Source organism: Streptomyces sp. NPDC045431 (assembly GCF_040646655.1).
Lineage (GTDB): Bacteria > Actinomycetota > Actinomycetes > Streptomycetales > Streptomycetaceae > Streptomyces.
The window spans coordinates 608,866-632,287 of the sequence record NZ_JBEZAQ010000002.1 but is presented as its reverse complement, the minus strand read 5'-3'; the positions used below and the strand labels follow the sequence as shown (position 1 = coordinate 632,287).

The window sequence follows — 23,422 nt, the reverse complement described above, 5'->3', positions numbered from 1 at the left end:
CGTTTCCCGCCCGAAGGCGAGAAGGGGCAGCGGCGCAGCCGCAGAGGGCCGACGGCGGCTGCCACCACCGAGGCACAAGAAGAGCGCGGCGTTGGGGACCGTAAACCCAACGCCGCGCTCGGCTCTGCGATCTTCAGTTGCTCACGCGTGGATACGTGGTGACCGTCCGACGGTGCGAGGCTGGCGCGACAGGACGTTCGCGCCGCCGGACGGAGATCATGGGGGAGGTATCGGGACCGCGGCGGCGGCGACGGGAGGTTCCGTCGTCCCTTCCTTCAGGTCAAGAAGGGGACGGGCTCCCTACCACCGCACTGGCTCGCACGCCGCCACGGTCCTCGATCTGGTCCGTCGCACCGACCACCCCTCATCCGGGCCGGTGTTCCGGACCGCGTACGGCGACAGACCTCCCGTCGGTCGCCGTACGCCGCCTGGTGAGGCTCAGTCCTCGCGCAGGGCGCGGACCGCCTCCTCGACGCGCTTGCCGTAGTCCGGGTCGGCGGCGTGGAAGTGGGCCAGGTTCTTCTCGATGACGTCCTCGCGGGAGACCTGCGACAGGCCGCCTGCGATGTTCGCCACCAGGCGCTGCTTCTCCTCCTCCGACATCAGGCGGTAGAGCTCACCGGCCTGGAAGAAGTCGTCGTCCTTGGTGTGCAGCGGCGCGGCGTGCGTGCCGGTGTAGCCGGCGACGGCCAGCGGGGCGGAGAGCGGCGCGTCGGTCTGTGCGGGACCGGCGTACGAGTTGGGCTCGTAGTTCTTGTCGTGGCGCGAGCCGTTGCGGGTGGCCATGAAGCCGTCGCGGCCGTAGTTGTCCGCCACGGTCGCCTTCGGGGCGTTCACCGGCAGCTGGGTGTGGTTGACACCGAGGCGGTAGCGGTGGGCGTCCGCGTAGGCGAAGAGGCGGCCCTGGAGCATCTTGTCCGGGGAGGGGCCGATGCCGGGAACGAAGTTGTTCGGCGAGAAGGCGGCCTGCTCGACCTCGGCGAAGACGTTCTCCGGGTTGCGGTCGAGGACCATCCGGCCGACGCGCTGCAGCGGGTAGTCGGCGTGCGGCCACACCTTGGTGAGGTCGAACGGGTTGAAGCGGTAGTCCGCCGCCTCGTGCGCCGGCATGATCTGCACGTACAGGGTCCACGAGGGGTTCACACCGCGCTCGATGGCCTGGAGCAGGTCGGTCTGGTGCGAGTTCGCGTCCTTGCCGACCACCTCGGCGGCCTGCTCGGACGACAGGCAGCGGATGCCCTGGTTCGTCTTGAAGTGGTACTTGACGAAGAAGGCCTCGCCCTGGGCGTTCGTCCACTGGTAGGTGTGCGAGCCGTAGCCGTTCATGTGACGGTACGAGGCCGGGATGCCGCGGTCACCCATCAGCCAGGTGATCTGGTGCGTCGCCTCGGGGGCGTGCGCCCAGAAGTCCCAGACGTTGTCCGGCTCCTGCTTGCCCGTGAAGGGGTCGCGCTTCTGGGAGTGGATGAAGTCGGGGAACTTGATCGGGTCCTTGATGAAGAACACCGGGGTGTTGTTGCCGACGAGGTCGTAGTTGCCCTCTTCGGTGTAGAACTTCACCGCGAAGCCGCGCGGGTCGCGGACGGCGTCCGCGCCACCCAGCGAGTCGGCGACGGTGGAGAAGCGGATGAAGAGCTCCGTGCGCTTCCCGACCTCGGAGAGGAAGTCCGCCTTGGTGTACGCGGTGACGTCGTCGGTCACCTCGAAGTAGCCGTACGCACCGGAACCACGGGCGTGCACCACGCGCTCCGGGATACGCTCCCGGTTGAAGCGGGCGAGCTTCTCCAGCAGGTGCTGGTCCTGGAGGAGGAGCGGGCCACCGACGCCGGCGGTGGCGGAGTTCTGGTTGTCGGCGACCGGGGCGCCGGACTCGGTCGTAAGCACGCGCTTCGACATGGTGACCTTCCGTGCAGGAGCTGCTGAGCGGTGTCAGGAGCGTAAATTCGCTCCCGATGAAACGTCAACAGTTTGTTGAAATGAAGGTGGTGAATCCGGGCCGCGGCTGCGCTTGGGCGCGACAGGACAGGTGTCAGCGAAGCCACGGCCCGGATGCCGGGGGGAGGGCCCTCAGGCCCTCGGGCGAGCCGCCGGGCGGAACCGGCGGCTCACCGGGATCAGACCTGCTGGCCGGAGAGGCGCTCGACGGCGCGCAGCAGGGCCGAGTGGTCCAGGCCGCCGTCGCCCTGCGCGCGCAGGGAGGCGACGAGCTGCGCGACCACGGCGCCGACCGGAAGGGCCGCACCCACGTTGCGGGCGGCGTCGGTGACGATGCCCATGTCCTTGTGGTGCAGGTCGATCCGGAAACCGGGCTTGAAGTCGCGGTTGAGGAAGTTGTCCTTCTTGCGGGTCAGGACCGTGGAGCCGGCCAGACCGCCGTTGAGGACGTCCAGGGCCGCGGCGAGGTCCACGCCGGACTTCTCCAGGAAGACGACGGCCTCGGCGCACGCCTGGATGTTGACCGCCACGATGAGCTGGTTGGCGGCCTTCACCGTCTGGCCGGAGCCGTGCGGGCCGCAGAGCACGATGGTCTTGCCGAGGGCCTCGAGGATCGGCTTGGCCTCGTCGAAGTCGGCCTGCTCGCCGCCGACCATGATCGACAGTACGGCCTCGATGGCGCCGGCCTCACCGCCGGAGACAGGGGCGTCCAGGACGCGGATGCCCTTCTCCTTGGCGTTCTTGGCCAGGTCGACGGAGGTCTGCGGGGTGATCGAGGACATGTCGATCAGCAGGGCGCCCGACTTGGCGTTCTCCAGGATGCCCTCGGGGCCGTAGGCGATGGCCTCGACCTGCGGGGAGGCGGGCACCATCGTGATGACCACGTCGGCGTCCTTGACGGCCTCGGCGATCGAGCCGGCGGCCGTGCCGCCCGCCTTGGCCAGGCGGTCCAGCTTGTCCTGCTCCAGGGTGTAGCCGGTGACCTGGTAGCCGGCCTTGATCAGGTTCTCGGACATGGGGGAGCCCATGATGCCGAGGCCGATCCACGCGATCTTGGGGAGATTGCTCATGAGGTGCCTCTCAAAAACTGGTGGTGCGGGAAGAAGTCAGCGGGCCGCGCGGGCCTCGGCCGGGAGCCAGTCGAAGGACTCGGCGCTCGGGCGGTCGCCGGCCTTGTACTCCAGGCCGACCCAGCCGTCGTAACCGGCCTTCTTGAGCTGGTCGAGCAGCTCCTCCAGCGGCAGCGAGCCGGTGCCCGGCGCGCCACGGCCCGGGTTGTCCGCGATCTGGACGTGGCCGGTCTTCGCGGCGTACGCCTCGATGACCTCGCCGACGTTCTCGCCGTTCATCGACAGGTGGTAGATGTCGAGGAGGAACTTGGCGTTGCCGAGGCCGGTCGCCGCGTTCACCTTGTCGATGACCTCGATCGCGGCCGGGGCGCTCACCAGCGGGTAGAGCGGCGACTCCGGCTTGTTGAGGGTCTCGACGAGGAGGATCGCGCCCACCCGGTCGGCGGCGCGGGCCGCGGCGACCAGGTTCTCCAGGGCGAGCTCGTCCTGGACGGCCGGGTCGACGCCCTCGACGCGGTTGCCGTAGAGCGCGTTGAGCGCCTTGCAGCCGACCGAGGCGGCGAAGTCCGCGGCCACGTCGATGTTGGCGCGGAAGCGGTCCGACTCCTCACCCGGGACGGACAGCGCGCCGCGGTCCGGGCCCGGAAGGGCGCCGGCGTAGAAGTTCAGGCCCACCAGCTGGGTGCCGGCGTCGTCCAGCGCCTTCTTCAGGGCGTCGAGTTCGCTCTGGTCGGGCGTGGGCGTCTCGATCCAGGGCCACCACAGCTCGACCGCCGTGAAGCCCGCCGCGGCGGCAGCCGCGGGGCGCTCCAGGAGCGGGAGTTCCGTGAAGAGGATCGACAGGTTCACATCGAAGCGCTGGTCCGTGTATCCCATGAGGGGTTCGGCGCTCCTTCCGTATTGCGGAAGTTCGTTTCTGCTTAACGGAAGATTGCCTGGCGGGGGGGACGGCTGTCAAGACCGGCACCCAAAACGGGCACACAAAAAGGCGCCTTCCGGACGATGGCCCGGAAGGCGCCTGGGGATCCCTGTGCGGTTGTACGGAAAGAAGGGGCCGGAGGAGTCGTCGGAAGGTCGGAGCGCCGGGTCGGAGCGCCGGGTCGGAGCGCTGGGTCAGAGCGCGTCGACGGCGCTCACCTTCCACCCCTCCGACGTGCGCGTGAGCGTCATGCGCACCCGGTTCAGGTCCACGCGCGGCCCCGACACCTGGGTGCTCGTGGTGACCTGGTTCACGAAGAGCAGCACCACGGCCCGGTCCGGCGAGGCCGACACCACCGACACCGCCGGGGCGCCACCGTCCGGCGGCTCCACCACCGACGCCTTCACCACGCCCCGGTACTTCTTCGCCGTCGGCGCCACCACGCTCGTGGTCGTCCTGCGGTACTCGTCGCGGAACGCGCCCGTCAGACGCGCCCCCGCCGCCGCGAAGTCCTTCTCCAGGCGCCGGTGGTCGTACGAGAGCACCACCGGAGCCGCCTCGCGCGCCGCCTCGGCCGCCTCCGCCCGCGCCCGGTCGGTGCCCCGCCCGTCCGCGTACGCCCGGACGAGTACGGCGAGCGCCACCATCCCCGCCACCAGCAGCACGGCGAGCACCGCGAGCAGCGCGGGGCGCCGACGCCCCGGAGGCGGCCCTTCCGGTCCCTCCCAGTCGGGGGCCTCCCAGTCCGGCTCCGGCGGCGGTGCCTGTGCGCCCGGCTCCTCCCGCGCGCGCAGGGTCCGTCCGGACACCACGGGGGCGCCGGGGGCGGCCCGCTCGGCGCGCTTGGCCGCCGCGCGGGCGGCGGCCGGCAGGGAGCGACGGGCAGGGGAGCCGGCGCCCCGGCCCCGGGTGGTCGTGTTCGCCACGGGGTTTCTCCTTTCGGTCGGCCGGTCAGCCGACGAACTCGACGCCGGACGTCAGCCAGCGCCCGTCCTCGCGTACGAGATCGAGCTGGAGCCGGTACGTACGGGCCTGGCCCTGCGGCGCGGCGGTGTTGGTCACCTTGGAGTCGGCGACCACCAGCACGCGCGCCGACCGGTCGTCGGCGCGGACGATGCCCGCCTCCAGCACCTGGCCCTCCGACACCGACTTGTTGGCGGCCACCAGCTTCGTCAGCTGCGCCGTCTGCGCCGCGAACTGCTCCTTGAACTCGCCCGTGGCGCCCTTCAGGACGTTGCCGCTGTCCCGTCCGTAGTGCCGGTAGTCGAGCGAGGTGAAGTTCAGCGCCGACTGGCGGGCGGCGGCGAGGATGTCCTGGCGGCGCTTCTCCTCGGCCCGCTGCTCGTACACCTGCACGCTCAGCCAGCCCGAGGCGGCCGTCACCGCCACGGTCGCCACCGCCAGCGTCGCGGGCATGGCCCGGCCCCGGCGCGCGGCCGCCCGCAGGCGCCGCAGCGCGTGGACGCAGCGCCGCCGCACGGCCCCTGCCATGCCGGCGGCCATGCCGGCGGCCATGCCGGCAGTCATGCCGGCGGTCATGCCATCGGTCCGACGAGCAGCCATTGCCAAGAGTCCTTTCCGAACATGCTCTGTTCGCCGCCCGTCGAGCCGATCTCGACGAGCCTGCCGCCCGGACCGGCGGCGGCGCCGGTCGCCGGGTCGTACGGGGTGACGTGCGGCGTGGCCTGCGGAGCGCCGTACGCCGCCGGGCCGGCGCCGCCGCCACCACGGGCGGCCCCCGAGGGGCCCGGCGCGTTCTGCGCGCCGCGCACCGAGGTCTGCGAGCCGCGCGGGGCCGCGCAGTGCGCCCGCGTGTTCGCCGGGCGCTCGCTCGTGTCGGCCGGGTCGCGGCGCTGGGTGCCGTACCCCTGCCGGCACGCGGGCGGGTCGTCGGCGCCGACGACGAGCCCGAAGTGGGTGGTGCCGTCGCCGGGGATCACCGTGTAACTGCCGGAGACCACCACCGGGAAGGTGACCAGCGCCTGCTCCACGCCGGGCAGCCGGGCCACCGTGACCTGGCCGCCGCTGATGAGGTTCCCGAGCAGCACCGGCACATGGGGCCGGGTCGAGGTCAGCAGCGAGTCGAGCTCCTGCGCGGCGGGCGCGCCCGCGCCGATCAGCCGGCGCAGGTCGCCGTCGCTCGACTTCAGCTCGGCGGTCAGGGCCGCCAGGTCCTCCGAGAAGGCCTTGATGGCCGAACCCTTGTCCGCCTGGGTCTTCAGGACCGTCCGCGAGTCCTCGATCAGCGCGATGGTCTGCGGCAGGGAGTCCGACGCCGACTCGACGAGCCGGTTGCCGGACTCCACCAGCCGGCTCAGCTCCGGGCCCGTGCCCGCGAACGCCTTGCCCAGTTCGTCGACCGTGATCCGCAGGTCCTCCTTGCCGACGGAGTTCACCAGCCGGTCCAGGCTCAGCACGAGCTCGGTGGCCGGCAGCGGCACGCGCGTGTCGCTGCGCGGGATCGTGGAGCCGTCGCGCAGGTACGGACCGCCCGCGCCGCGCGGCTGGAGGTCGACGTACTGCTCGCCGACGGCGGAACGGTTCGCCACGACCGCGACCGTGTCCGCCGGGATCCGCACCCCGTCCTCGAGGTCCAGCTCCACCGTGACCCCGTCGCCCACCCGGCCGCCGGCCCCGTCGCCGGACCCCTTGCCGGTCCCGTCGCCGCCGGTGAGCCGCAGCTCGCCCACCCGGCCCACCGGCACGCCGCGGTACGTCACCTCCGCGCCCGCGAAGACGCCCCCGGAGTCGGCGAAGTCGGCGTGGACGCGGTAGCCGCGGTCGAGGATCGCGTCGACGATCCCGGTGTACTGGGCGCCGACGTACGACACGCCCACGGCGGTCACGGTGGCGAAGGCGAGGAGCTGGGCCTTGACCGTACGGGTGATCACGGTTGCATCCCCTTCAGCAGCAGTTCCGCGAGCGCGATGTCGTACGAGCCCGCATGCGAGCCTCCGTACGCGATCTGCGTACCGGTGCACACCGGCGGGCAGAGCGCGCCGTCGCCATCCCCGCTGCCTCCATTCGCACCGCCGCCTCCGCCCGGTGGCCGCGGCAGCGGCGGAGTGGGCGCCGGCGCACCGGGCACCTCCGGTACGCCGGGGGCCTCCGGCAGCGTCGGAACCTCCGGCAGCCCGGGCGCCTCCGGGAGCCCCGGTACGCCCGGCACCTCCGGGAGGCCGGGCGCCGTCGGCGGCTCGTCGTCGAGGTTTCCGTAGATGCTCGCCAGGTCCAGATCGGCGGTGACCCTGAGGTTGACGTAGTCGCCCTTGATCGCGTCCACGGCGTTGCGCGGGAAGGGGTACGTGGTCAGCAGCTCCAGGGCGTTCGGCAGATCGTCGCCCGCCTTGTTCAGCTGCTCCAGGATCGGCCGCAGGCTGTGCAGGTTGGCGACGACGTCGGAGCGCGAGGCGTTGATCACCTTCGTGCCGGTGGTGCTCAGCGCCGACAGGGAGGTGAGCATCGCCGTCAGCTTGGTCCGCTGGTCCGCCAGCACCTTCAGGGCGGGCGGCAGGGTGTCGACGGCCTGCGCGATGGTCTTCTTCTCCGCCGCGAGCCGCTGGGAGAGCCGGTCGAGACCGGCCAGGGCGCGGACGATCTCGGCTCGCTGCGCGTCGAGGCCGCCGATGAAGGTGTCGAGCTCCTTCAGCAGCGACTTCACCCGGTTCTCGCGGCCCTCCAGGGCCTTGTTGAGCTCCGTGGTGATCGTCTTGAGCTGGGCGACCCCGCCGCCGTTGAGCAGCGCCGACAGGGCCGACAGCACCTCCTCGATCTCCGGGTTGCGCCCGGAGCGCGACAGCGGGATGCGCGCCCCGTCCTTCAGCCGCCCGGCCGGTGCCGCGTCCACGGGAGCCGACAGCGCCACGTACTTCTCGCCGAGCATGCTCGTCTGGCGCAGCTCGGCGACCGCGTTGGCCGGCAGCTTCACCGAGTCGTCGACGCGCAGCCGCACGCGTGCGTGCCAGCCGTCCAGCTCCACCTTCTCGACCGCGCCCACGGTCACGTGGTTCACCTTCACCGCGGACTGCGGCACCAGGTCCAGGACGTCCCGGAACTCGACCGTGACGCGGTACGCGTCGCCGTCGGCGGCCGCGCCGCCCGGCAGGCCGACGTCGTACAGGCCGTCGAAGCCGCAGCCCGACAGCAGCAGCGAACCGGCGGCCGTCCACACGACGGCGGTTACACGCGGTGCCCTCATACGTCCGGCCCTCATGCGTCCGTTGCTCATGCGTCCACCTCCAGGATTCCGCCGAGCGTCCGGTCGACCGAGCCGCTCCCGGCGACCGGCGCAGCGGACGTGAGCGGCTCCGGAAGCGAGTCGAACAGCTTCCTCAGCTCCGCGCAGTCCTTGGCCTTCGCCTCGCCCGTGGTGGAGAGCAGGGAGCACAGCAGCGAGGCCGGGTCCTGGGGGTGGTCGGGGTTGTTGCGCGTGTCGAGCGTCCCGGAGGACGGGTTGTAGGCGTTCTGGAGGTTCGACAGACCGGTCGGCGCCACCTCCAGCAGCTCCGCGAGCGCGGCGCGCTGCGTGACCAGCACCTTGGTCACCTTGGAGAGCCCCTCCACGTTCGTGGTCAGCGCCTTCTTGTTGTCCCGTACGAACGCGGACACGTCGGCGAGCGCCACGCCCAGGTGCCGCAGTGCGGCCGCCAGGTCCTTGCGCTCGGCGGCGAGCTGGTCGGCGACCTGCGCCAGGCTGTCGTTGAACGACCGCACGCTCTTGTCGTCGGCCGCCAGCGCCGCCGTGAAGACCTGGAGGTTGCGGACGGTCGAGAACAGGTCCTGCCGGCCGTCCGACAGCGTGGTCACCGCCAGGGACAGGTCCTCCACCGTCTGGTGCAGCTTGGCGCCCTGCCCTTCGAGGTTGTCCGCGCTCACCCCCAGCAGCCGGGAGAGGGACCCGTCCTTGTTCGCGCCGCGCGGGCCGAGCGCCTCCGCCGTCGTGTGCAGGCTGTCGAAGACGCGGTCCAGCTCGACGGGCACGGCCGTCCGCTCCTCCGGGATGACGTCGCCGTCGCGCAGCCGCTCGCCGCCCCGGTACACCGGGAGCAGCTGGACGTAGCGGTCGCTGACGACGGAGGAGTTGATGATGGCGGCCCGGGCGCCGGCCGGAACCGCGCGCTCGGCGTCGTACTCCAGGGTGACCCGCACCCGCCGGCCCTGCGGGGTGATCTCCTTGACCTCGCCGATGCGCACGCCCAGCACGCGGACGTCGGAGCCGGGGTAGATGCCGACCGTGCGCGGGAAGTACGCGGTGACGCGCACCGGCTCCGAGCGGGGCCACAGCACCACGGTGGCGGCGGCGACGACCGCGAGGGCGACGATCAGGGTGAGCACGCGTCGCTTCGTCACGAGGCACCTCCCGTGCGCGGGACCACCGGGGCGGCGACCATGTTCTGGATGTAGCTGTCGAACCAGCGGCCGTTGCCGAGGGTGTTGGTGAAGACCCGGACGTACGGCGCCATCAGCTTGATGGAGCGGTCCAGGCTCGCCTGATTGCGTTCGAGCATCGCCACCACCTGGTTCAGGCCCTCCAGGGCCGGGCCGATCTGCGCCTTGTTGTCCCGGACCAGGCCGGAGAGCTGGATGCCGAGGGCGGCGGAGCTCTTGAGCAGCGCGTGGATCGCCGCCCGGCGCCGGGCGATCTCCGTGAAGAGCGCGTCGCCGTCCTCGACGAGCTTCGTGAACTCACCCGAGCGCGCCGCGAGCACCCCGCTCACGCCGTTGGCGTGGGCCAGCAGCTCGCGCAGCGCCTGGTCGCGGGAGGCCACCGTGCGGGAGATCCGCGACAGGCCCTCGATCGACGCCCGCACCTCGTCCGGGGAGTCCTCGAAGGTGGTGGAGATGGTGTCCAGCGCCGTCGCCAGCCGCTCCGTGTCGACCTGCTCGGTCGTGGTCGTCAGATCGCTGAAGGCCGCGACGACGTCGTACGCCGGGGTCGTACGGTTCAGCGGGATCTCGCTGCCGGGTGCCAGCTGCCCGGGCCCCTTCGGTTCCAGGGCGAGGTACTTGGCGCCCAGGATCGTCTTGATGCGGATGGCGGCCCCCGTCCGCGTACCGAACGCGGGGTCGCCCTTGACCCGGAACACCACCTTGACGTGGTCGCCGTCGAGGTCCACCTCGTCGACCTTGCCGACCTTCACCCCGGCGATGCGCACCTCGTCACCGGGCTTGAGGCCGCCCGCCTCCGAGAAGGCGGCGCTGTACGTCTCGCCGTCGCCGATCAGCGGCAGGCTGTCGGCGTTGAAGGCGGCGACCGTGAGGAGGGCGAGGGCCGTCAGGCCCGCGGCGCCGATGGTGACGGGGTTGCGGTCCCGGAAGGGGATCATGCGGGGCCGCTTCAGCCTTTTCATGAGCACCTCGCCCGGGCGACGTGGAGCTCGGGGGTGATGACTTCCTTCGTCTTCGGCAGCACGATCCGGCCGTCGAAGTCGCACAGGTAGAAGTTGAACCAGGAGCCGTACGAGGCGGTCCTCGTCAGCTTGGTGAGCTTGTTCGGCAGCCGCTTCAGCACGCCCTCCACGGTCTTCTCGTTCTCGTTCAGCGTTCCGGTGAGCTCGGTCAGCTCGGCGATGTCGTCCTTGAGCGGCGGCCGGGCCTCCGCGAGCAGGCCGGAGGTGGCCTCGGTCAGGTTGTTGATGTTCACGAGCGACTCGCCGATGGGCTTGCGGTCGGCGGCCAGGCCGGAGATCAGCCGCTGGAGCTGCTGGATCAGCCCGGAGAAGCGGGCGCCCCGCTGGTCGAGCGTCGCCAGGGTGGTGTTGAGGTTGTCGATCACCGAGCCGATCAGCTGGTCCCGGTCCGCGAGCGTGGTGGTGAGCGACGCCGTGTGCGCGAGCAGGCTGTTGACCGTGCCGCCCTCGCCCTGGAACGTCTTGATGATCTCGGTGGCGAGCTGGTTGACGTCCTCGGGGCTGAGCGCCGCGAAGAGCGGCTTGAAGCCGTTCAGCAGCGCGTTGAGGTCCAGCGCGGGCTGCGTGCGGGCGAGCGGGATGGTGCCGCCGGGCCGCAGTAGCCGGGTGCCGTCGCCGGCCCCCTCCGTCAGGGCGATGTAGCGCTGGCCGACCAGGCTGCGGTAGCGGATGACGGCGCCGGTGCCGGCCGGCAGCGGCCGGTCCTCGGTGACGGTGAAGGTCACCTCCGCGAGCGTGCGGTCCTTGATGGCGATCTCCTCCACCTCACCGACGCGTACGCCCGCGACCCGGATGTCGTCCCCCTCCTCCAGGCTGGTGACATCGCTGAACACCGCCTTGTACGTGTGCTCGGGCGTGAAGGAGATGGTGACGATGGTCGCCGCCAGCAGCGTGGTCGCCAGGACCGTCACCACCGCGAAGAGGCCGAACTTGATCAGCGGCGCCGCGGTGCCGCGCGCGTTCGTCACCCGGCTCATGCGACGCTCACCGCCGTCCCGCGCGCCATCGGGCCGAACAGCAGTGTCGCCACCGCCGGCACCTCGTCCGCCGGTACGCCCATCACGGGAGCGACGAGCGCGCCCACGGCGCGCTGCTCGGCGGCGGTGGCGGACGAGGGGCGGGCGCCCGGCCCGCCGTGGCCGGGGTGCGCGTCCCGCGTACCGTCGTCGAGTTTGGTGTGCCCGGCCGGGACCGCCGGTCCGGGAAGGCCCCGGCAGTTGGGGCCCGACCGCTCGCGGTAGCGGGGCTCCTCGCCGGGCTCGTAACCCGGCCGCTGCCGGACGATTTCCAGGGTGATGCGCATCTCTCCCCCTCTGAAGGTCTCCTCGGCCGCGGCCTCCTGCCTCACCAGCCCCTTGAGGAGGCACGGGTACTCGGGCGCGTAACGGGCGAACAGCGCCAGGGTGGGGCGGGAGACGCGGCCCAGGGTGATGAGCCGGTCGCCGTTCTCGTCGAGGAAGCCCTCGGCGGTGCGGGAGACCGTGGCCGTGGAGGTGAACAGGGCGGCCAGCTGGTCCTGCTTCTCGACGATCGTGCGGCTGGTGGTGAGCGTGTTGCGCAGGATGCGCAGCAGGTCGGGCGCGGCGTCCCCGTACACCTCGGCCACATCGGCGAACCGCGTGATGTCCTCCTTGATGGACGGCATGTGCGGGTTGAGGCGGCGCAGGTAGTCCTCGACGCGGACCAGGTTGTCGCCGATGCGGTCGCCCCGGCCCTCCAGCGCCGTGGCGAACGCGGACAGGGTGGCGTTGAGTTCGGCGGGCTTCACCGTCCGCAGCAGCGGCAGCAGGTCGTTCATCAGCTGCTGCACCTCGATGCCGACCTTGGTGCGGTCCTGGGTGATGACGTCCCCGGCGCGGATGGGCCGGCCCGCCGGCGTGCCCGGGGGCGCCACGAGATCGACGTACTTCTCGCCGAACAGCGTCTTGGGCAGCAGCCGCGCGTGCACGTTCGCCGGGATGCGCGCCGTGTGCTCCGGCTTGAGCGCGATGTCCAGCGTGGCCTTCTCGCCGTCGGCCCGTACGTCCCTGACCTCCCCCACCAGCAGGCCGCGCAGCTTGACGTCGGCACGCGGCTCCAGCTGGTTGCCGAGGGTGTCCGCCTCCAGCGTGATGCGGACGACGGGGGTGAAGACCTGCTGGTAGACGGCGACGCAGAGGGAGAGGAGGAGGGCGAGGACGGCGAGGAAGACGACGCCGTACAGCCGCAGTTTCAGTTTCACCGGTGTGCGCATCGGCCCTTACCCCGCGATCCGTACGGTCGTGCCGGCGCCCCAGATCGCCAGGCTGAGGAAGAAGTCCAGGACGTTGATCGCCACGATGGACGTGCGCACCGCGCGGCCGACGGCGACGCCGACACCGGCCGGACCGCCGCGCGCGTAGTAGCCGTAGTAGCAGTGCACCAGGATGATCACGACGGCGAAGACGATCACCTTGCCGAACGACCACAGCACGTCGACCGGCGGCAGGTACTGCTGGAAGTAGTGGTCGTACGTCCCCGCCGACTGGCCGTAGTAGCCGGTGGTGATGGTGCGGGCGGCGAAGTACGAGGACAGCAGCCCGACGACGTACAGCGGGATGACGGCGACGAACCCGGCGATCATCCGGGTGGTGACGAGGAAGGGCAGCGACGGGACGCCCATGACCTCCAGGGCGTCCGTCTCCTCGCTGATCCGCATCGCGCCGAGCTGCGCCGTGAACCCCGCGCCGACGGTGGCGGAGAGCGCGAGCCCCGCGACCAGCGGGGCGATCTCGCGGGTGTTGAAGTACGCGGAGAGGAACGCCACGAAGTTCGACGTGCCGAGCTGGTTGAGCGCCGCGTACCCCTGGAGCCCCACCTCGGTGCCGGTGAAGAAGGAGAGGAACGCGATGACGCCGACGGTGCCGCCGACGACCGCGAGCGCGCCGCGCCCGAAGCTCACCTCGGCGAGCAGACGCAGGATCTCCTTCTTGTAGCGGCGCAGGGTGCGGCCGGTCCAGGCGAGCGAGCGGCCGTAGAAGGCGAGTTGGGCGCCCAGCTCCTCCAGGCGGTGCAACAGAGCGGCCATGCGATCACCCCTTCTGCGGAACGACTTGGAAGTACACGGCGGTCAGCACGAAGTTCGTCACGAAGAGCAACATGAAGGTGATCACCACGGACTGGTTGACCGCGTCGCCGACCCCCTTCGGACCGCCCTTCGCCGTCAGGCCCTTGTACGAGGCGACGATCGCCGAGATCGCGCCGAAGACCAGCGCCTTGACCTCGGCGGCCCACAGATCGGAGATCTGCGCGAGGGAGGTGAAGGAGGCGAGGTACGCCCCCGGTGTGCCGCCCTGGAGGACGACGTTGAAGAAGTAGCCGCCCGCGACGCCGACGACGGAGACCAGGCCGTTGAGGAGGACCGCGACCAGCATGGAGGCGAGGACGCGCGGGACGACGAGCCGGTGGATCGGGTCGATGCCCAGCACCTGCATCGCGTCGATCTCCTCGCGGATCTTGCGCGCCCCGAGGTCCGCGCAGATCGCGGTGCCGCCGGCGCCCGCGATCAGCAGCGCCGTGACGATGGGGGAGGCCTCGCGCAGGACGGCGAGGACGGAGGCGGCGCCGGAGAACGACTGGGCGCCCAGCTGGCGCGTGAGGCTGCCGATCTGGAGGGCGATGACCGCGCCGAAGGGGATCGACACGAGCGCCGTCGGCAGGATGGTGACGCTCGCGATGAACCACGCCTGCTGGATGAACTCCCGTACCTGGAAGGGGCGGCGGGGCAGTGTGCGCAGCACGTCCAGGGCCAGCGCGAAGAGGCTGCCGGAGTGGCGCAGGGCGCCGACGGGGGAGAGGCTCACTCGGCCACCGCCTCCTTCACCGTTTCCTTCACCACTTCCTTCACCGCGCCCTTCACCGCTTCCTCGCGCCGTGCGATGGCCTGCCAGCGGTCGGGCCGGTCGATCCCGGCGCTCGGCAGCAGCCGGGGCGTCAGGGGCGCCGGGGCGTCGCCCGACCGGTCGATCTGGGCCAGCTCCTGCTCGACCTGTGCGGCGTCCTTCTCCTCCGCCATGCCGATCGGGCCCTGCATGCGGCCGTTCAGGAACTGCCGTACGACGGGCTCCTCGCTGGTCAGCAGCTGGTCGCGGGGGCCGAACATCACCAGCTCGCGGCGGAAGAGCAGGCCGATGTTGTCGGGGACCTGGCGGGCCGAGGCGATGTCGTGCGTGACGATCAGGAACGTCGCGTCGATCTGCGCGTTGAGGTCGACGATCAGCTGGTTGAGGTAGGCGACGCGGACCGGGTCGAGGCCGGAGTCCGGTTCGTCGAAGAGGATGATCTCCGGGTCGAGGACCAGCGCGCGGGCCAGCCCGGCGCGCTTGCGCATGCCACCGGAGATCTCACCGGGGAGCTTCTCCTCGGCGCCGATCAGACCGACCATGTCCATCTTCTCGAGGACGACGCGCTTGATCTCGCCCTCGGACTTGCGGGTGTGCTCGCGGAGCGGGAAGGCGATGTTGTCGTACAGGTTCATCGACCCGAACAGCGCGCCGTCCTGGAACAGCACCCCGAAGAGCTTGCGCACCTCGTAGAGGTCGTGTTCGCGGAGGGTGGTGATGTCCCGGCCCGCGATGCGGATCGAGCCCCGGTCGGGCTTGAGCAGCCCGACGAGCGTCTTGAGGAAGACCGACTTGCCCGTGCCCGAGGGGCCGAGCATCACCGAGATCTCCCCGGCGGGCAGTGTCAGCGAGACGTCCTGCCAGATGACCTGGTCGCCGAAGGACTTCGTCAGCCCTTCCACGCAGATCTCGACACCCATCCGGTTCACCCTTCAGCCCGTGAGCAGCTCCGTCGTCTGCTCTACGGGGAGGGGCGGGGTGTCCGTCGCGGGGATCCGGAATTTTTTCCGGAGGGGCTCTCCGTCAGGGTGCGGGGAGCTCCGACGGCAGCTGCGGGACCGGTACGGGGGCGGGGAGGTCCACCGCAGGGAGCGGCGCCTCCGGAACGCGGAGCTCCGGGACCTCGGGGAGCGGCGGTACCTCCGCGACGTTCCCGACCTCCGGGACCGCGGGGAGCGGCGGGACCTCCGGGAGCGTCGGCGTGGGCAGCGGCAGGGACGGCAGCGACCGCAGCGGCGGCTGCGCCGGAGCCGTACGGTCCACGGGTGCGGGCTTCGTGGACGGCGTCGCCGCCGGCGCCGGTGCCGGCGTCCGGGAGGGTGACGGCGACGGCGCCACGGCCGTGGGCCGGACGTCCGCCGCCCCCGAGGTCACCGGCGCGGAGGCGGGCCGGTCCTGGGCCGGCGGCCGGTCCTGTGCGTGCGGCAGCACGAACCCGGCCACGGCGAGGGTCGCGGCCGTCGAGGCGGCGGCCACCGCCACCTGGGTGGAGCGCGGACGGCCGCGCCCGCAGAGCCACAGCAGCAGCGCCAGCGTGGCGGCCAGCGAGTTGCGCAGCGTGCGGCGGGCGCGGGCCAGCAGCGACTCGACCGTGCGGTAGCTGAGGCCCATCTTGTGGGCGACCTGCCCGACGTCCAGGTCCTCGGACTTCAGCCAGAGGGCCTCCGCCTGGCGCGCGGGCAGCTCCCCGCTGCGTACCGCCAGCCACCTCGCCTCGGCGCGGTCGCACACGAGCTCGTCGACCGGCGCCGGGCCGGGCGGGACCAGCGCGGCGGCCCGGGCGGGGTCCGTGTCGCGGTGGACCTGGCGGTACCGGTCGACGCACAGCCGCATCGTGACCGTGGTCAGCCAAGCGCCGAGGCGCTCGTCGTCGAGGTGCGGCTGCTCGGCGGCGCGCAGCATCGCCTCGTGCACGGCGTCCTCGGCGTCCTCCAGGCTCATGGACCTGCGCCGGGCCACCTTGAGCAGCTGCTCGCGGTGGCTCCACGCCCGCTGCCAGCGGTCATCGGACACGTCCGTCACCATGAGGGCCCCTTCGCGCTACCCGCCGGTACAGCCTCCGGCGGGTCGCGACATTACCGCCCGGTATCCGGAATTGTGGAGGGGGCTGCGGGCATCGAGTCCTGACCGTTGCCGAGCGGCGGACCGGGCAGGACGGCATCGGCATCCGGAATCGGAAGACGGGATTCCGTAGGCGGTGCTTCCGAGGCCTCTCGTGTACCGGTCGGCCGTGGCCGGGCCGGCTCCGAGGACCCCGACGGTTCCGCCCGCTTCGGCGGTACGGGGCTGGGACCGGCCTTCGACGGAGCGCTCGGCCGCCCCGGGGCGGGGGAGCGGGACGGCTCCGGCGCCGGCGTGCGCGACGGCTCCGTGCTCACCGCGGGACCGGCGACCACCACGGGCTCCCCGCCGAGGAAGTACGCGTACCAGGCCCTGACCGTCCGCAGGTACGCCGCCGAGTGGTTGTAGCCGAGGATCGCCCGGTCCAGGTCGGCCGGGTCCGTCAGGTCGCGCCCGCCCGCGCAGAGGTAGCGCCCGGCGGCCAGCGCCGCGTCGTGGATGTTCCCCGGGTCGGCGCGGCCGTCGCCGTTGCCGTCGGCGCCCCAGGCGGCCCAGGTCGACGGGATGAACTGCATCGGCCCGACCGCGCGGTCGTACGCCGCGTCCCCGTCGTACGCCCCGCCGTCCGTGTCCCTGATCAGCGCGAAGCCGTTCCCGTCGAGCCGCGGGCCCAGGATGGGCCGCACGGTCGTGCCGTCGGCGGTGAGGCGCCCGCCGCGCGCCTGGCCCGACTCCACCTGGCCGATCGCCGCGAGCAGCTGCCAGCGCAGGCCGCAGCCCGGCGCACTGCTCGCGAGCGCGGTCTCGGCGTGCCGGTAGGCGGCCAGAACGGTGGCGGGCAGCGTTCCGCCGAGGCCGCCGGTGCTGGTGGCCTCGGCCGCTGTCGCGGGGGCGGCCGCCGTCCCCTTCCCGGTCCGCAGCGGCGGCAGCTCCGTGCGGTACGGCGAGTCGCCCGTCACGCTCGGTCCCGTCGCGACGTGGCCCCGCCCGTCGGACTCCTCCGTGGCCGAGGCCACCGCCCCCGGCGCCTGCGAGGCGGTCAGCGCCATCATCGCCGCCGCCGCGAGCGCCGTGCCCCTGACAGCTCTTTCCTTGTGTGCGCGTTCGGTCACCGCGTACGCCCTCCCTGCCCGTCCGGCCCTGTCACCGGCTCTACGGGGCGGGAGGCCCGGTCCGTCGCGCGGGGCGGGGCGATTTTCGGGACCGGCGGCGGAAGGCGGCCTGCCGGGCCTTACCGTGGGGGGCATGCAGCGACTGAGAGTGGAGTTCACGACCGAGCCGTTCGACCTGGACGAGGCCCCCGCGCACGCGCTGGTGGCGCGCGAGGTCATCGAGGCGGCCGACCTGGACGCCGTGGACGTGGGACCCTTCGGCAACACCGCCGAGGGCGGCGCGGACGCGGTGCTCACCGCCGTCGACGCGCTCCTGCGGCGGGCTCTGGGCGCGGGTGCCACCCGGGTGTCGTTGCAGGTCAACGTAATCGGCGACGCCGGAGAGGACGACAAGTGACCGAGCCGGGAGATCACCCCCTGGTCACCGCGGTGAAGCCGCTGGTGGACGCGATGGGCGCCGAGATACTGACCCCCCAGCAGGCCGCGGCCGACGACGTCGTCCTCGCGTGGGAGGGCGTGGAGATCCTGGCCGTACGGCTTCCGCAGCTCGCCGACTCGCTGGAGCGCATCCTGGCGGCGATGGAGCGGCGCCACGGCATGCCGCTGTCCGCGCTGGACCGCAAGACGAAGCAGTCGGTGGTCCGTACCCTGGAGGCGCGCGGAGCCTTCTCGGTGCGGCACGGCGTGGAGACGGTGGCGAACGCCCTCGGCGTCAGTCGTTTCACCGTCTACAACTACCTGAACAGGGAAAACGCCGCGAAGAGTGAGTAGCTGAACACGTTGGGTAGAAAGCCGCCGTCCGCATGTCGGGACGGCGGCTTTTGTGTCACCGAAGTTTCAACAAAGTGTTGACGGGGCGTTGGCGGAGGGCGTTAGCTATCCGCAGCCCGTCAAAGCACAGCGAAAAACAGCCACGGAGGCTCCCGTGACCTCGAGTTCACAGCGCCTTTCGGGGGACGACAGCGCCCCCGAGACCCCCGCGGGCCTCACCCGGTTCAACACCTCGGCGGACAGCGACGCGCTCGCCGCCCTGCACGAGGTGTGCGCCAGTTCGGCGTGGGGCAGCAAGCTGCTGGCCCAGCGCCCGTACGCCACCACCGAAGCCCTTCTCCTCGCCAGCGACGCCGCCATGGCCGAGCTGACCGCGGAGGACCTGGCCGAGGCGATGGCGGGGCACCCGCCGATCGGCCGCCCGAAGCCTGGTGACCCCACCTCCTCCCGGGAGCAGAGCGGGATGGCCGGCGCCTCCGAGGCGCTCAAAGCGGAAATGCTCGAGCTGAACCTGGCGTACCAGGACAAGTTCGGGCACGTCTTCCTGATCTGCGCCACCGGCAGGACCGGCGAGCAGATGCGCGACGCGGTCCGCGAGCGGATCGAGAACTCGCCCGAGCAGGAGCGGGAGATCGTCCGCACCGAACTGGGCAAGATCAACCGCATCCGCCTGACCCGTCTCGTAGAGGAAGCACACGCATGAGCACGGAAACCACCGCCTCGGTGTCCACGCACATCCTGGACACCAGCATCGGCCGCCCCGCCGAAGGCGTCGCCATCTCCCTCGCGGCCCGCAGCGGCTCCGACGCGGAGTGGGTGGCGCTCGGCGGCTCGCAGACCGATGCGGACGGGCGTTGCAAGGACCTGCCGGCCCTGCCGGAAGGCACCACCCACGTACGTCTCGACTTCGAGACCGAGGCGTACTTCGACAAGAAGCAAGCCGAGGCGCAGCAGGACGCCCCCCGCGTAAGGGACAGCGGCGCGTTCTTCCCGGAGGTGGCGATCACGTTCGCCGTCGTACCGGGCGAGCACTACCACGTACCGCTGCTGCTCAACCCGTTCGGCTACTCCGTTTACCGAGGGAGCTAGCAGACACATGCCCACGATTCTCGGCCAGAACCAGTACGGCAAAGCAGAGAACCGCGTCGTCAAGATCACGCGGGACGGCGACACCCACCACATCAAGGACCTGAACGTCTCGGTCGCCCTCTCCGGCGACATGGACGAGGTGCACTACTCGGGTTCGAACGCCAACGTCCTGCCGACCGACACCACCAAGAACACGGTGTACGCGTTCGCCAAGGAGTACGGCATCGAGTCCGCCGAGCAGTTCGGCATCCACCTCGCCCGTCACTTCGTGACGTCGCAGGAGCCGATCCACCGGGCGCGCATCCGCATCGAGGAGTACGCCTGGGAGCGCATCGAGACCTCGGACGCCAACTCCAAGTTCATCGGCGCCGACGAGGTCAAGCACTCCTTCGTCCGCAAGGGCCAGGAGACCCGCGTCAGCGAGATCACCTACGACGGTGAGAACTGGCAGGTCATCTCCGGTCTGAAGGACCTGGTCGTCATGAACTCCACCAACTCGGAGTTCTGGGGCTACGTCAAGGACAAGTACACGACCCTGCAGGAGGCGTACGACCGCATCCTGGCGACCCAGGTCTCCGGCCGCTGGCGGTTCAACTGGACCGACGACGAGCAGCGGATGCCCAACTGGGAGCGGTCCTACGAGCAGGTCAGGAAGCACATGCTCCAGGCCTTCGCGGAGACCTACTCCCTCTCGCTGCAGCAGACGCTGTACCAGATGGGTTCGCGCATCATCAACAACCGGTCGGAGATCGACGAGGTGCGCTTCTCCCTGCCGAACAAGCACCACTTCCTGGTCGACCTCGAGCCGTTCGGGCTCAAGAACGACAACGAGGTCTACTTCGCGGCCGACCGCCCGTACGGCCTGATCGAGGCCACCATCCTGCGGGACGGCGTCGAGCCCCAGATCCCGGTCGACATGACCAACCTCTGAGCCAGGCCGTTGACCGCCCCGCCCGCCCGACCCCGGTCGGGCGGGGCGGCACCGGACCGGAGGGACCAGCAATGGCACAGCCTGCAGGGCCGGCATCCGAAGGCCCGTGTTCCACCTCGCCGGACGCCACCGCGCCGCCCGGTGCCGCCCCGGAGGTGCTCACCTCCGCGGCCCACCCCGCACCCCTGAGCGCCGCCGGACCGGACGGCGTCGTCGACTGCCACCCCGTCGACGAGAAACTGCCCTTCTCGCGGCTCGTCCCCGCCGCGCTCCAGCACATCGCCGCCATGTACGCGGGTGTCGTCACCCCTCCGCTCATCATCGGGCAGGCCGTCGGCCTGGACGCGGCCGGCATGACCCGCCTCATCGCCGCGAGCCTGCTCATCGCCGGGCTCGCGACCATCCTCCAGACCATCGGCATCACCAACGTCGCCGGAAACCGGCTCCCGTTCGTGAACGCCGCCTCCTCCGCCGGTATCGCGCCGATGCTCGCCATCGCCGAAACCAGCGCCCCCGGCCACCAACTCCCCGCCATCTACGGCGCGGTGATGGTCGCCGGAGTGTTCTGCCTCGCCGTCGGACCCTTCTTCGGCCGGCTGCTCCGCTTCTTCCCGCCCCTCGTCACCGGCGTCGTCATCACCCTCATCGGGGTGACCCTGATGCCCGTACCGGTCGGCTGGGCGCAGGGCGGGGACAAGACCGCCGCCGACTTCGGCGCCATGAAGTACCTGGCGCTCGCCGCCTTCACGCTCGTCGTGATCCTGCTCTTCCAGCGCTTCGGCAAGGGCTTCGTCAAGCAGATCGCCCTGCTGCTGGGCCTGTTCATCGGCACGCTCGCCGCGATCCCCTTCGGGATGGCCGACTTCAGCTCCCTGCGCGAAGCACCGGTCGCCGCGCTGCCCGCGCCCTTCGCCTTCGGCGCGCCCGAGTTCCAGCCCGCCGCGATCCTCTCCCTGTGCATCGTGATGCTGGTGCTGATGACCGAGTCCAGCGCCGGCATGCTCGCCCTCGGCGAGATCTGCGAGCGGCGCACCGACGGGAAGACCATCACCCGCGGCCTGCGCACGGACGGCATCGCCACGCTCGTCGGTCCCGTCTTCGGCGGCTTCCCCACTTCGGCCTTCGCCCAGAACGTCGGCGTCGTCTCCCTCACCCGGGTACGCAGCCGCTACGTCGTCGCGGTCGCGGGCGGAGCGCTCCTCGTCCTCGGCGCCTTCCCGGTCCTCGGTGCGGTCGTCTCCATGGTCCCTATGCCCGTCCTGGGCGGTGCCGGTATCGTGCTGTTCGGTTCGATCGCGGTCAGCGGCATCCGTACGCTCTCCGAGGCCGGACTGGACGACAGCTCCAACATCATCCTGGTGGCCGTCGCACTCGGAGCCGGCATCATCCCGCTCGCCGCGCCCACCTTCTACGCCGGATTCCCCGCATGGGCACAGACCGTGCTCGGCTCCGGGATCAGCGCGGGAGCGCTCGTCGCGGTCCTGCTCAACCTGTTCTTCCACCATCTCGGCACCCGGAGCCGTCACGCGGCCCCGGCACTCAAATCCTCCTAGGGTCCTGCCGTGCCCACACAGCCACTGCCATTGAAAGAAGAAGGAAGCACCATGGCACCTTCGGCAGCCCAGAGCGCTACCCAGCGCATCGTGATCGAGAACTGCGCCATCGCGACCGTCGACGCGAACGACACCGAGTACGCCTCGGGTCACCTCGTCATCGCGGGCAACAGGATCGAGTCGATCGGAGCAGGCAAGGCCCCCGAGGGCCTGGAGAACGTGGTCCGGCGGATCGACGCCACCGGCCATCTGGTCACCCCGGGCCTGGTCAACACGCACCACCACTTCTACCAGTGGATCACCCGTGGCCTGGCCACCGACCACAACCTCTTCAACTGGCTCGTCGCCCTGTACCCGACGTGGGCGCGCATCGACGAGCAGATGGGGTACTCGGCGGCCCAGGGGTCCCTCGCCATGATGGCCCGCGGCGGCGTCACCACCGCCATGGACCACCACTACGTCTACCCGAAGAACTCCGGCGACCTGTCCGGGGCCATCATCAAGGCCGCCTCCGAGATGGGCGTCCGCTTCACCCTGGCCCGCGGCTCCATGGACCGCAGCGAGAAGGACGGCGGCCTGCCGCCGGACTTCGCCGTCGAGACCCTCGAGGGCGCGCTCGCCGCGACCGAGGAGACCGTCAAGAAGCACCACGACGCCTCCTTCGACGCCATGACGCAGGTCGCCGTCGCGCCGTGCTCCCCCTTCTCCGTCTCCACCGAGCTGCTCAAGCAGGGTGCCGAGCTGGCCCGCCGCCTGGGCGTGCGCCTGCACACCCACGGCTCGGAGACCGTGGAGGAGGAGCAGTTCTGCAAGGAACTGTTCGGCATGGGCCCGACGGACTACTTCGAGTCGACCGGCTGGCTCGGCGAGGACGTGTGGATGGCGCACTGCGTCCACATGAACGACTCCGACATCGAGGCCTTCGCCCGGACGAAGACCGGCGTCGCGCACTGCCCGTCGTCCAACGCCCGCCTCGCCGCCGGCATCGCCCGCGTACCGGACATGCTGAAGGCCGGCGTCCCGGTCGGCCTCGGCGTCGACGGCACCGCCTCCAACGAGTCCGGTGAGCTCCACACCGAGCTGCGCAACGCGCTGCTGATCAACCGCCTCAACAGCGTGCACCGCGAGGCCGCCCTCAACGCCCGCCAGGCGCTGCGCCTCGGCACCTACGGCGGCGCCCAGGTCCTCGGCCGTGCCGAGCAGATCGGCTCCCTGGAGGCGGGCAAGCTCGCCGACCTGGTGCTGTGGAAGCTGGACACCCTCGCGCACGCCTCCATCGCCGACCCGGTGACCGCCCTCGTCTTCGGCGCGGCGGCCCCGGTCACCGCGTCGTTCGTCAACGGCGAGCAGATCGTCGAGAACAACCGCCTGCTGACGGTCGACGAGGACGCCATCGCGCGCTCCACCCGGGAAGAGGCCCAGCGCCTCGCCCGCATCGCCGCCCAGGGCTGAGCCCCTGGCACCACACTCCGGCCGGGTACCTGACACCCGGTCGGACATCGCCACCCGGCCGGTTCCTCCGGCCGGGCGGGGCGATCCACGAAGTCCGGTCGAGGGGGACGGCCCTCGACCGGTCGCCGTGGACCCGAGCGGGGTCCATGGCAGCCGGGCCGGGGGGTGCGTACCCAGAGTGGTACCCGCACCCCCCGGAACGGTGAACGCGTGTCCTCCTCCCCCACGTCCGACGACACGCACCGGGCGCACTACCTGC

General features: G+C 71.3%; 23 protein-coding genes. 7 read left to right on the top strand and 16 right to left on the bottom strand.

The window, feature by feature from the left end; genetic code table 11:
* Positions 1–438: 438 nt before the first annotated feature.
* The 16 genes from AB0A69_RS07390 to AB0A69_RS07315 form a co-directional block, all read right to left on the bottom strand.
* On the bottom strand, positions 439–1,896 hold the full coding sequence (locus AB0A69_RS07390) for a catalase (protein ID WP_361416297.1): 1,458 nt from the start codon (positions 1,894–1,896) through the stop codon (positions 439–441).
* A 218-nt stretch (positions 1,897–2,114) separates the two neighbouring features.
* Entirely contained in the window at positions 2,115–3,005 is an 891-nt protein-coding gene (locus tag AB0A69_RS07385) for a 2-hydroxy-3-oxopropionate reductase (protein WP_361416295.1), read from the bottom strand.
* A 36-nt stretch (positions 3,006–3,041) separates the two neighbouring features.
* Positions 3,042–3,881 (bottom strand): TIM barrel protein, encoded by an 840-nt coding sequence (locus AB0A69_RS07380; protein ID WP_361416293.1) that lies wholly within the window; start codon positions 3,879–3,881, stop codon positions 3,042–3,044.
* A gap of 237 nt (positions 3,882–4,118) precedes the next feature.
* Positions 4,119–4,850: a hypothetical protein gene (locus tag AB0A69_RS07375; protein ID WP_361416291.1), complete on the bottom strand. Its 732-nt coding sequence runs from the start codon at positions 4,848–4,850 to the stop codon at positions 4,119–4,121.
* A 25-nt stretch (positions 4,851–4,875) separates the two neighbouring features.
* Positions 4,876–5,451 carry a hypothetical protein gene (locus AB0A69_RS07370; protein WP_361416289.1) on the bottom strand — a complete coding sequence of 192 codons (576 nt, stop codon included), beginning with the start codon at positions 5,449–5,451 and terminating at the stop codon, positions 4,876–4,878.
* Between the two features lie 8 nt (positions 5,452–5,459).
* Positions 5,460–6,815: an MlaD family protein gene (locus tag AB0A69_RS07365; protein WP_361416287.1), complete on the bottom strand. Its 1,356-nt coding sequence runs from the start codon at positions 6,813–6,815 to the stop codon at positions 5,460–5,462.
* Complete coding sequence (locus AB0A69_RS07360) at positions 6,812–8,122, bottom strand: MCE family protein (RefSeq protein ID WP_361416870.1); 1,311 nt, start codon at positions 8,120–8,122, stop codon at positions 6,812–6,814. Before AB0A69_RS07360 ends, AB0A69_RS07365 begins: the two co-directional genes overlap by 4 nt.
* 26 nt (positions 8,123–8,148) lie before the next feature.
* Complete coding sequence (locus tag AB0A69_RS07355) at positions 8,149–9,273, bottom strand: MCE family protein (protein WP_361416285.1); 1,125 nt, start codon at positions 9,271–9,273, stop codon at positions 8,149–8,151.
* Positions 9,270–10,250, bottom strand: coding sequence for an MCE family protein (locus AB0A69_RS07350; RefSeq protein WP_361416867.1), 981 nt, complete (start codon positions 10,248–10,250; stop codon positions 9,270–9,272). The genes AB0A69_RS07355 and AB0A69_RS07350 overlap by 4 nt, the downstream gene beginning before the upstream one ends.
* Before the next feature lie 20 nt (positions 10,251–10,270).
* Positions 10,271–11,311: an MCE family protein gene (locus AB0A69_RS07345; RefSeq protein WP_361416283.1), complete on the bottom strand. Its 1,041-nt coding sequence runs from the start codon at positions 11,309–11,311 to the stop codon at positions 10,271–10,273.
* Positions 11,308–12,567, bottom strand: coding sequence for an MCE family protein (locus AB0A69_RS07340; protein WP_361416281.1), 1,260 nt, complete (start codon positions 12,565–12,567; stop codon positions 11,308–11,310). The genes AB0A69_RS07345 and AB0A69_RS07340 overlap by 4 nt, the downstream gene beginning before the upstream one ends.
* Before the next feature lie 6 nt (positions 12,568–12,573).
* Positions 12,574–13,380, bottom strand: coding sequence for an ABC transporter permease (locus AB0A69_RS07335; RefSeq protein ID WP_361416279.1), 807 nt, complete (start codon positions 13,378–13,380; stop codon positions 12,574–12,576).
* Between the two features lie 4 nt (positions 13,381–13,384).
* Positions 13,385–14,155, bottom strand: coding sequence for an ABC transporter permease (locus tag AB0A69_RS07330; RefSeq protein ID WP_361416277.1), 771 nt, complete (start codon positions 14,153–14,155; stop codon positions 13,385–13,387).
* A complete protein-coding gene (locus AB0A69_RS07325) occupies positions 14,152–15,114 on the bottom strand; it encodes an ABC transporter ATP-binding protein (RefSeq protein ID WP_361416275.1) in 963 nt (320 codons plus the stop codon). The genes AB0A69_RS07330 and AB0A69_RS07325 overlap by 4 nt, the downstream gene beginning before the upstream one ends.
* A gap of 103 nt (positions 15,115–15,217) precedes the next feature.
* Positions 15,218–16,219, bottom strand: a complete 1,002-nt coding sequence (locus AB0A69_RS07320; RefSeq protein WP_361416273.1) for a sigma-70 family RNA polymerase sigma factor — start codon at positions 16,217–16,219, stop codon at positions 15,218–15,220.
* Positions 16,220–16,269: 50 nt separating this feature from the next.
* Positions 16,270–17,307 carry a lytic murein transglycosylase gene (locus AB0A69_RS07315; RefSeq protein ID WP_361416864.1) on the bottom strand — a complete coding sequence of 346 codons (1,038 nt, stop codon included), beginning with the start codon at positions 17,305–17,307 and terminating at the stop codon, positions 16,270–16,272.
* Between the two features lie 193 nt (positions 17,308–17,500).
* Between AB0A69_RS07315 and AB0A69_RS07310 the strand changes: the two genes are divergently transcribed.
* From AB0A69_RS07310 to AB0A69_RS07280, 7 genes are all read left to right on the top strand, one after another.
* Positions 17,501–17,764, top strand: coding sequence for a hypothetical protein (locus tag AB0A69_RS07310; protein WP_361416271.1), 264 nt, complete (start codon positions 17,501–17,503; stop codon positions 17,762–17,764).
* A complete protein-coding gene (locus AB0A69_RS07305) occupies positions 17,761–18,138 on the top strand; it encodes a helix-turn-helix domain-containing protein (RefSeq protein ID WP_361416269.1) in 378 nt (125 codons plus the stop codon). The genes AB0A69_RS07310 and AB0A69_RS07305 overlap by 4 nt, the downstream gene beginning before the upstream one ends.
* 154 nt (positions 18,139–18,292) lie before the next feature.
* Positions 18,293–18,841, top strand: a complete 549-nt coding sequence (uraD, locus tag AB0A69_RS07300; protein WP_361416267.1) for a 2-oxo-4-hydroxy-4-carboxy-5-ureidoimidazoline decarboxylase — start codon at positions 18,293–18,295, stop codon at positions 18,839–18,841.
* Positions 18,838–19,227 carry a hydroxyisourate hydrolase gene (gene uraH / locus AB0A69_RS07295; protein ID WP_361416265.1) on the top strand — a complete coding sequence of 130 codons (390 nt, stop codon included), beginning with the start codon at positions 18,838–18,840 and terminating at the stop codon, positions 19,225–19,227. Before uraD ends, uraH begins: the two co-directional genes overlap by 4 nt.
* A gap of 7 nt (positions 19,228–19,234) precedes the next feature.
* Positions 19,235–20,158, top strand: coding sequence for a factor-independent urate hydroxylase (gene pucL, locus AB0A69_RS07290; RefSeq protein WP_361416263.1), 924 nt, complete (start codon positions 19,235–19,237; stop codon positions 20,156–20,158).
* 71 nt (positions 20,159–20,229) lie between these two features.
* The gene (locus AB0A69_RS07285) at positions 20,230–21,711 is read left to right on the top strand and encodes a nucleobase:cation symporter-2 family protein (protein ID WP_361416261.1); all 1,482 of its coding nucleotides are present in this window, start codon (positions 20,230–20,232) and stop codon (positions 21,709–21,711) included.
* Between the two features lie 51 nt (positions 21,712–21,762).
* Entirely contained in the window at positions 21,763–23,163 is a 1,401-nt protein-coding gene (locus AB0A69_RS07280) for an 8-oxoguanine deaminase (RefSeq protein WP_361416259.1), read from the top strand.
* Positions 23,164–23,422 lie beyond the last annotated feature (259 nt).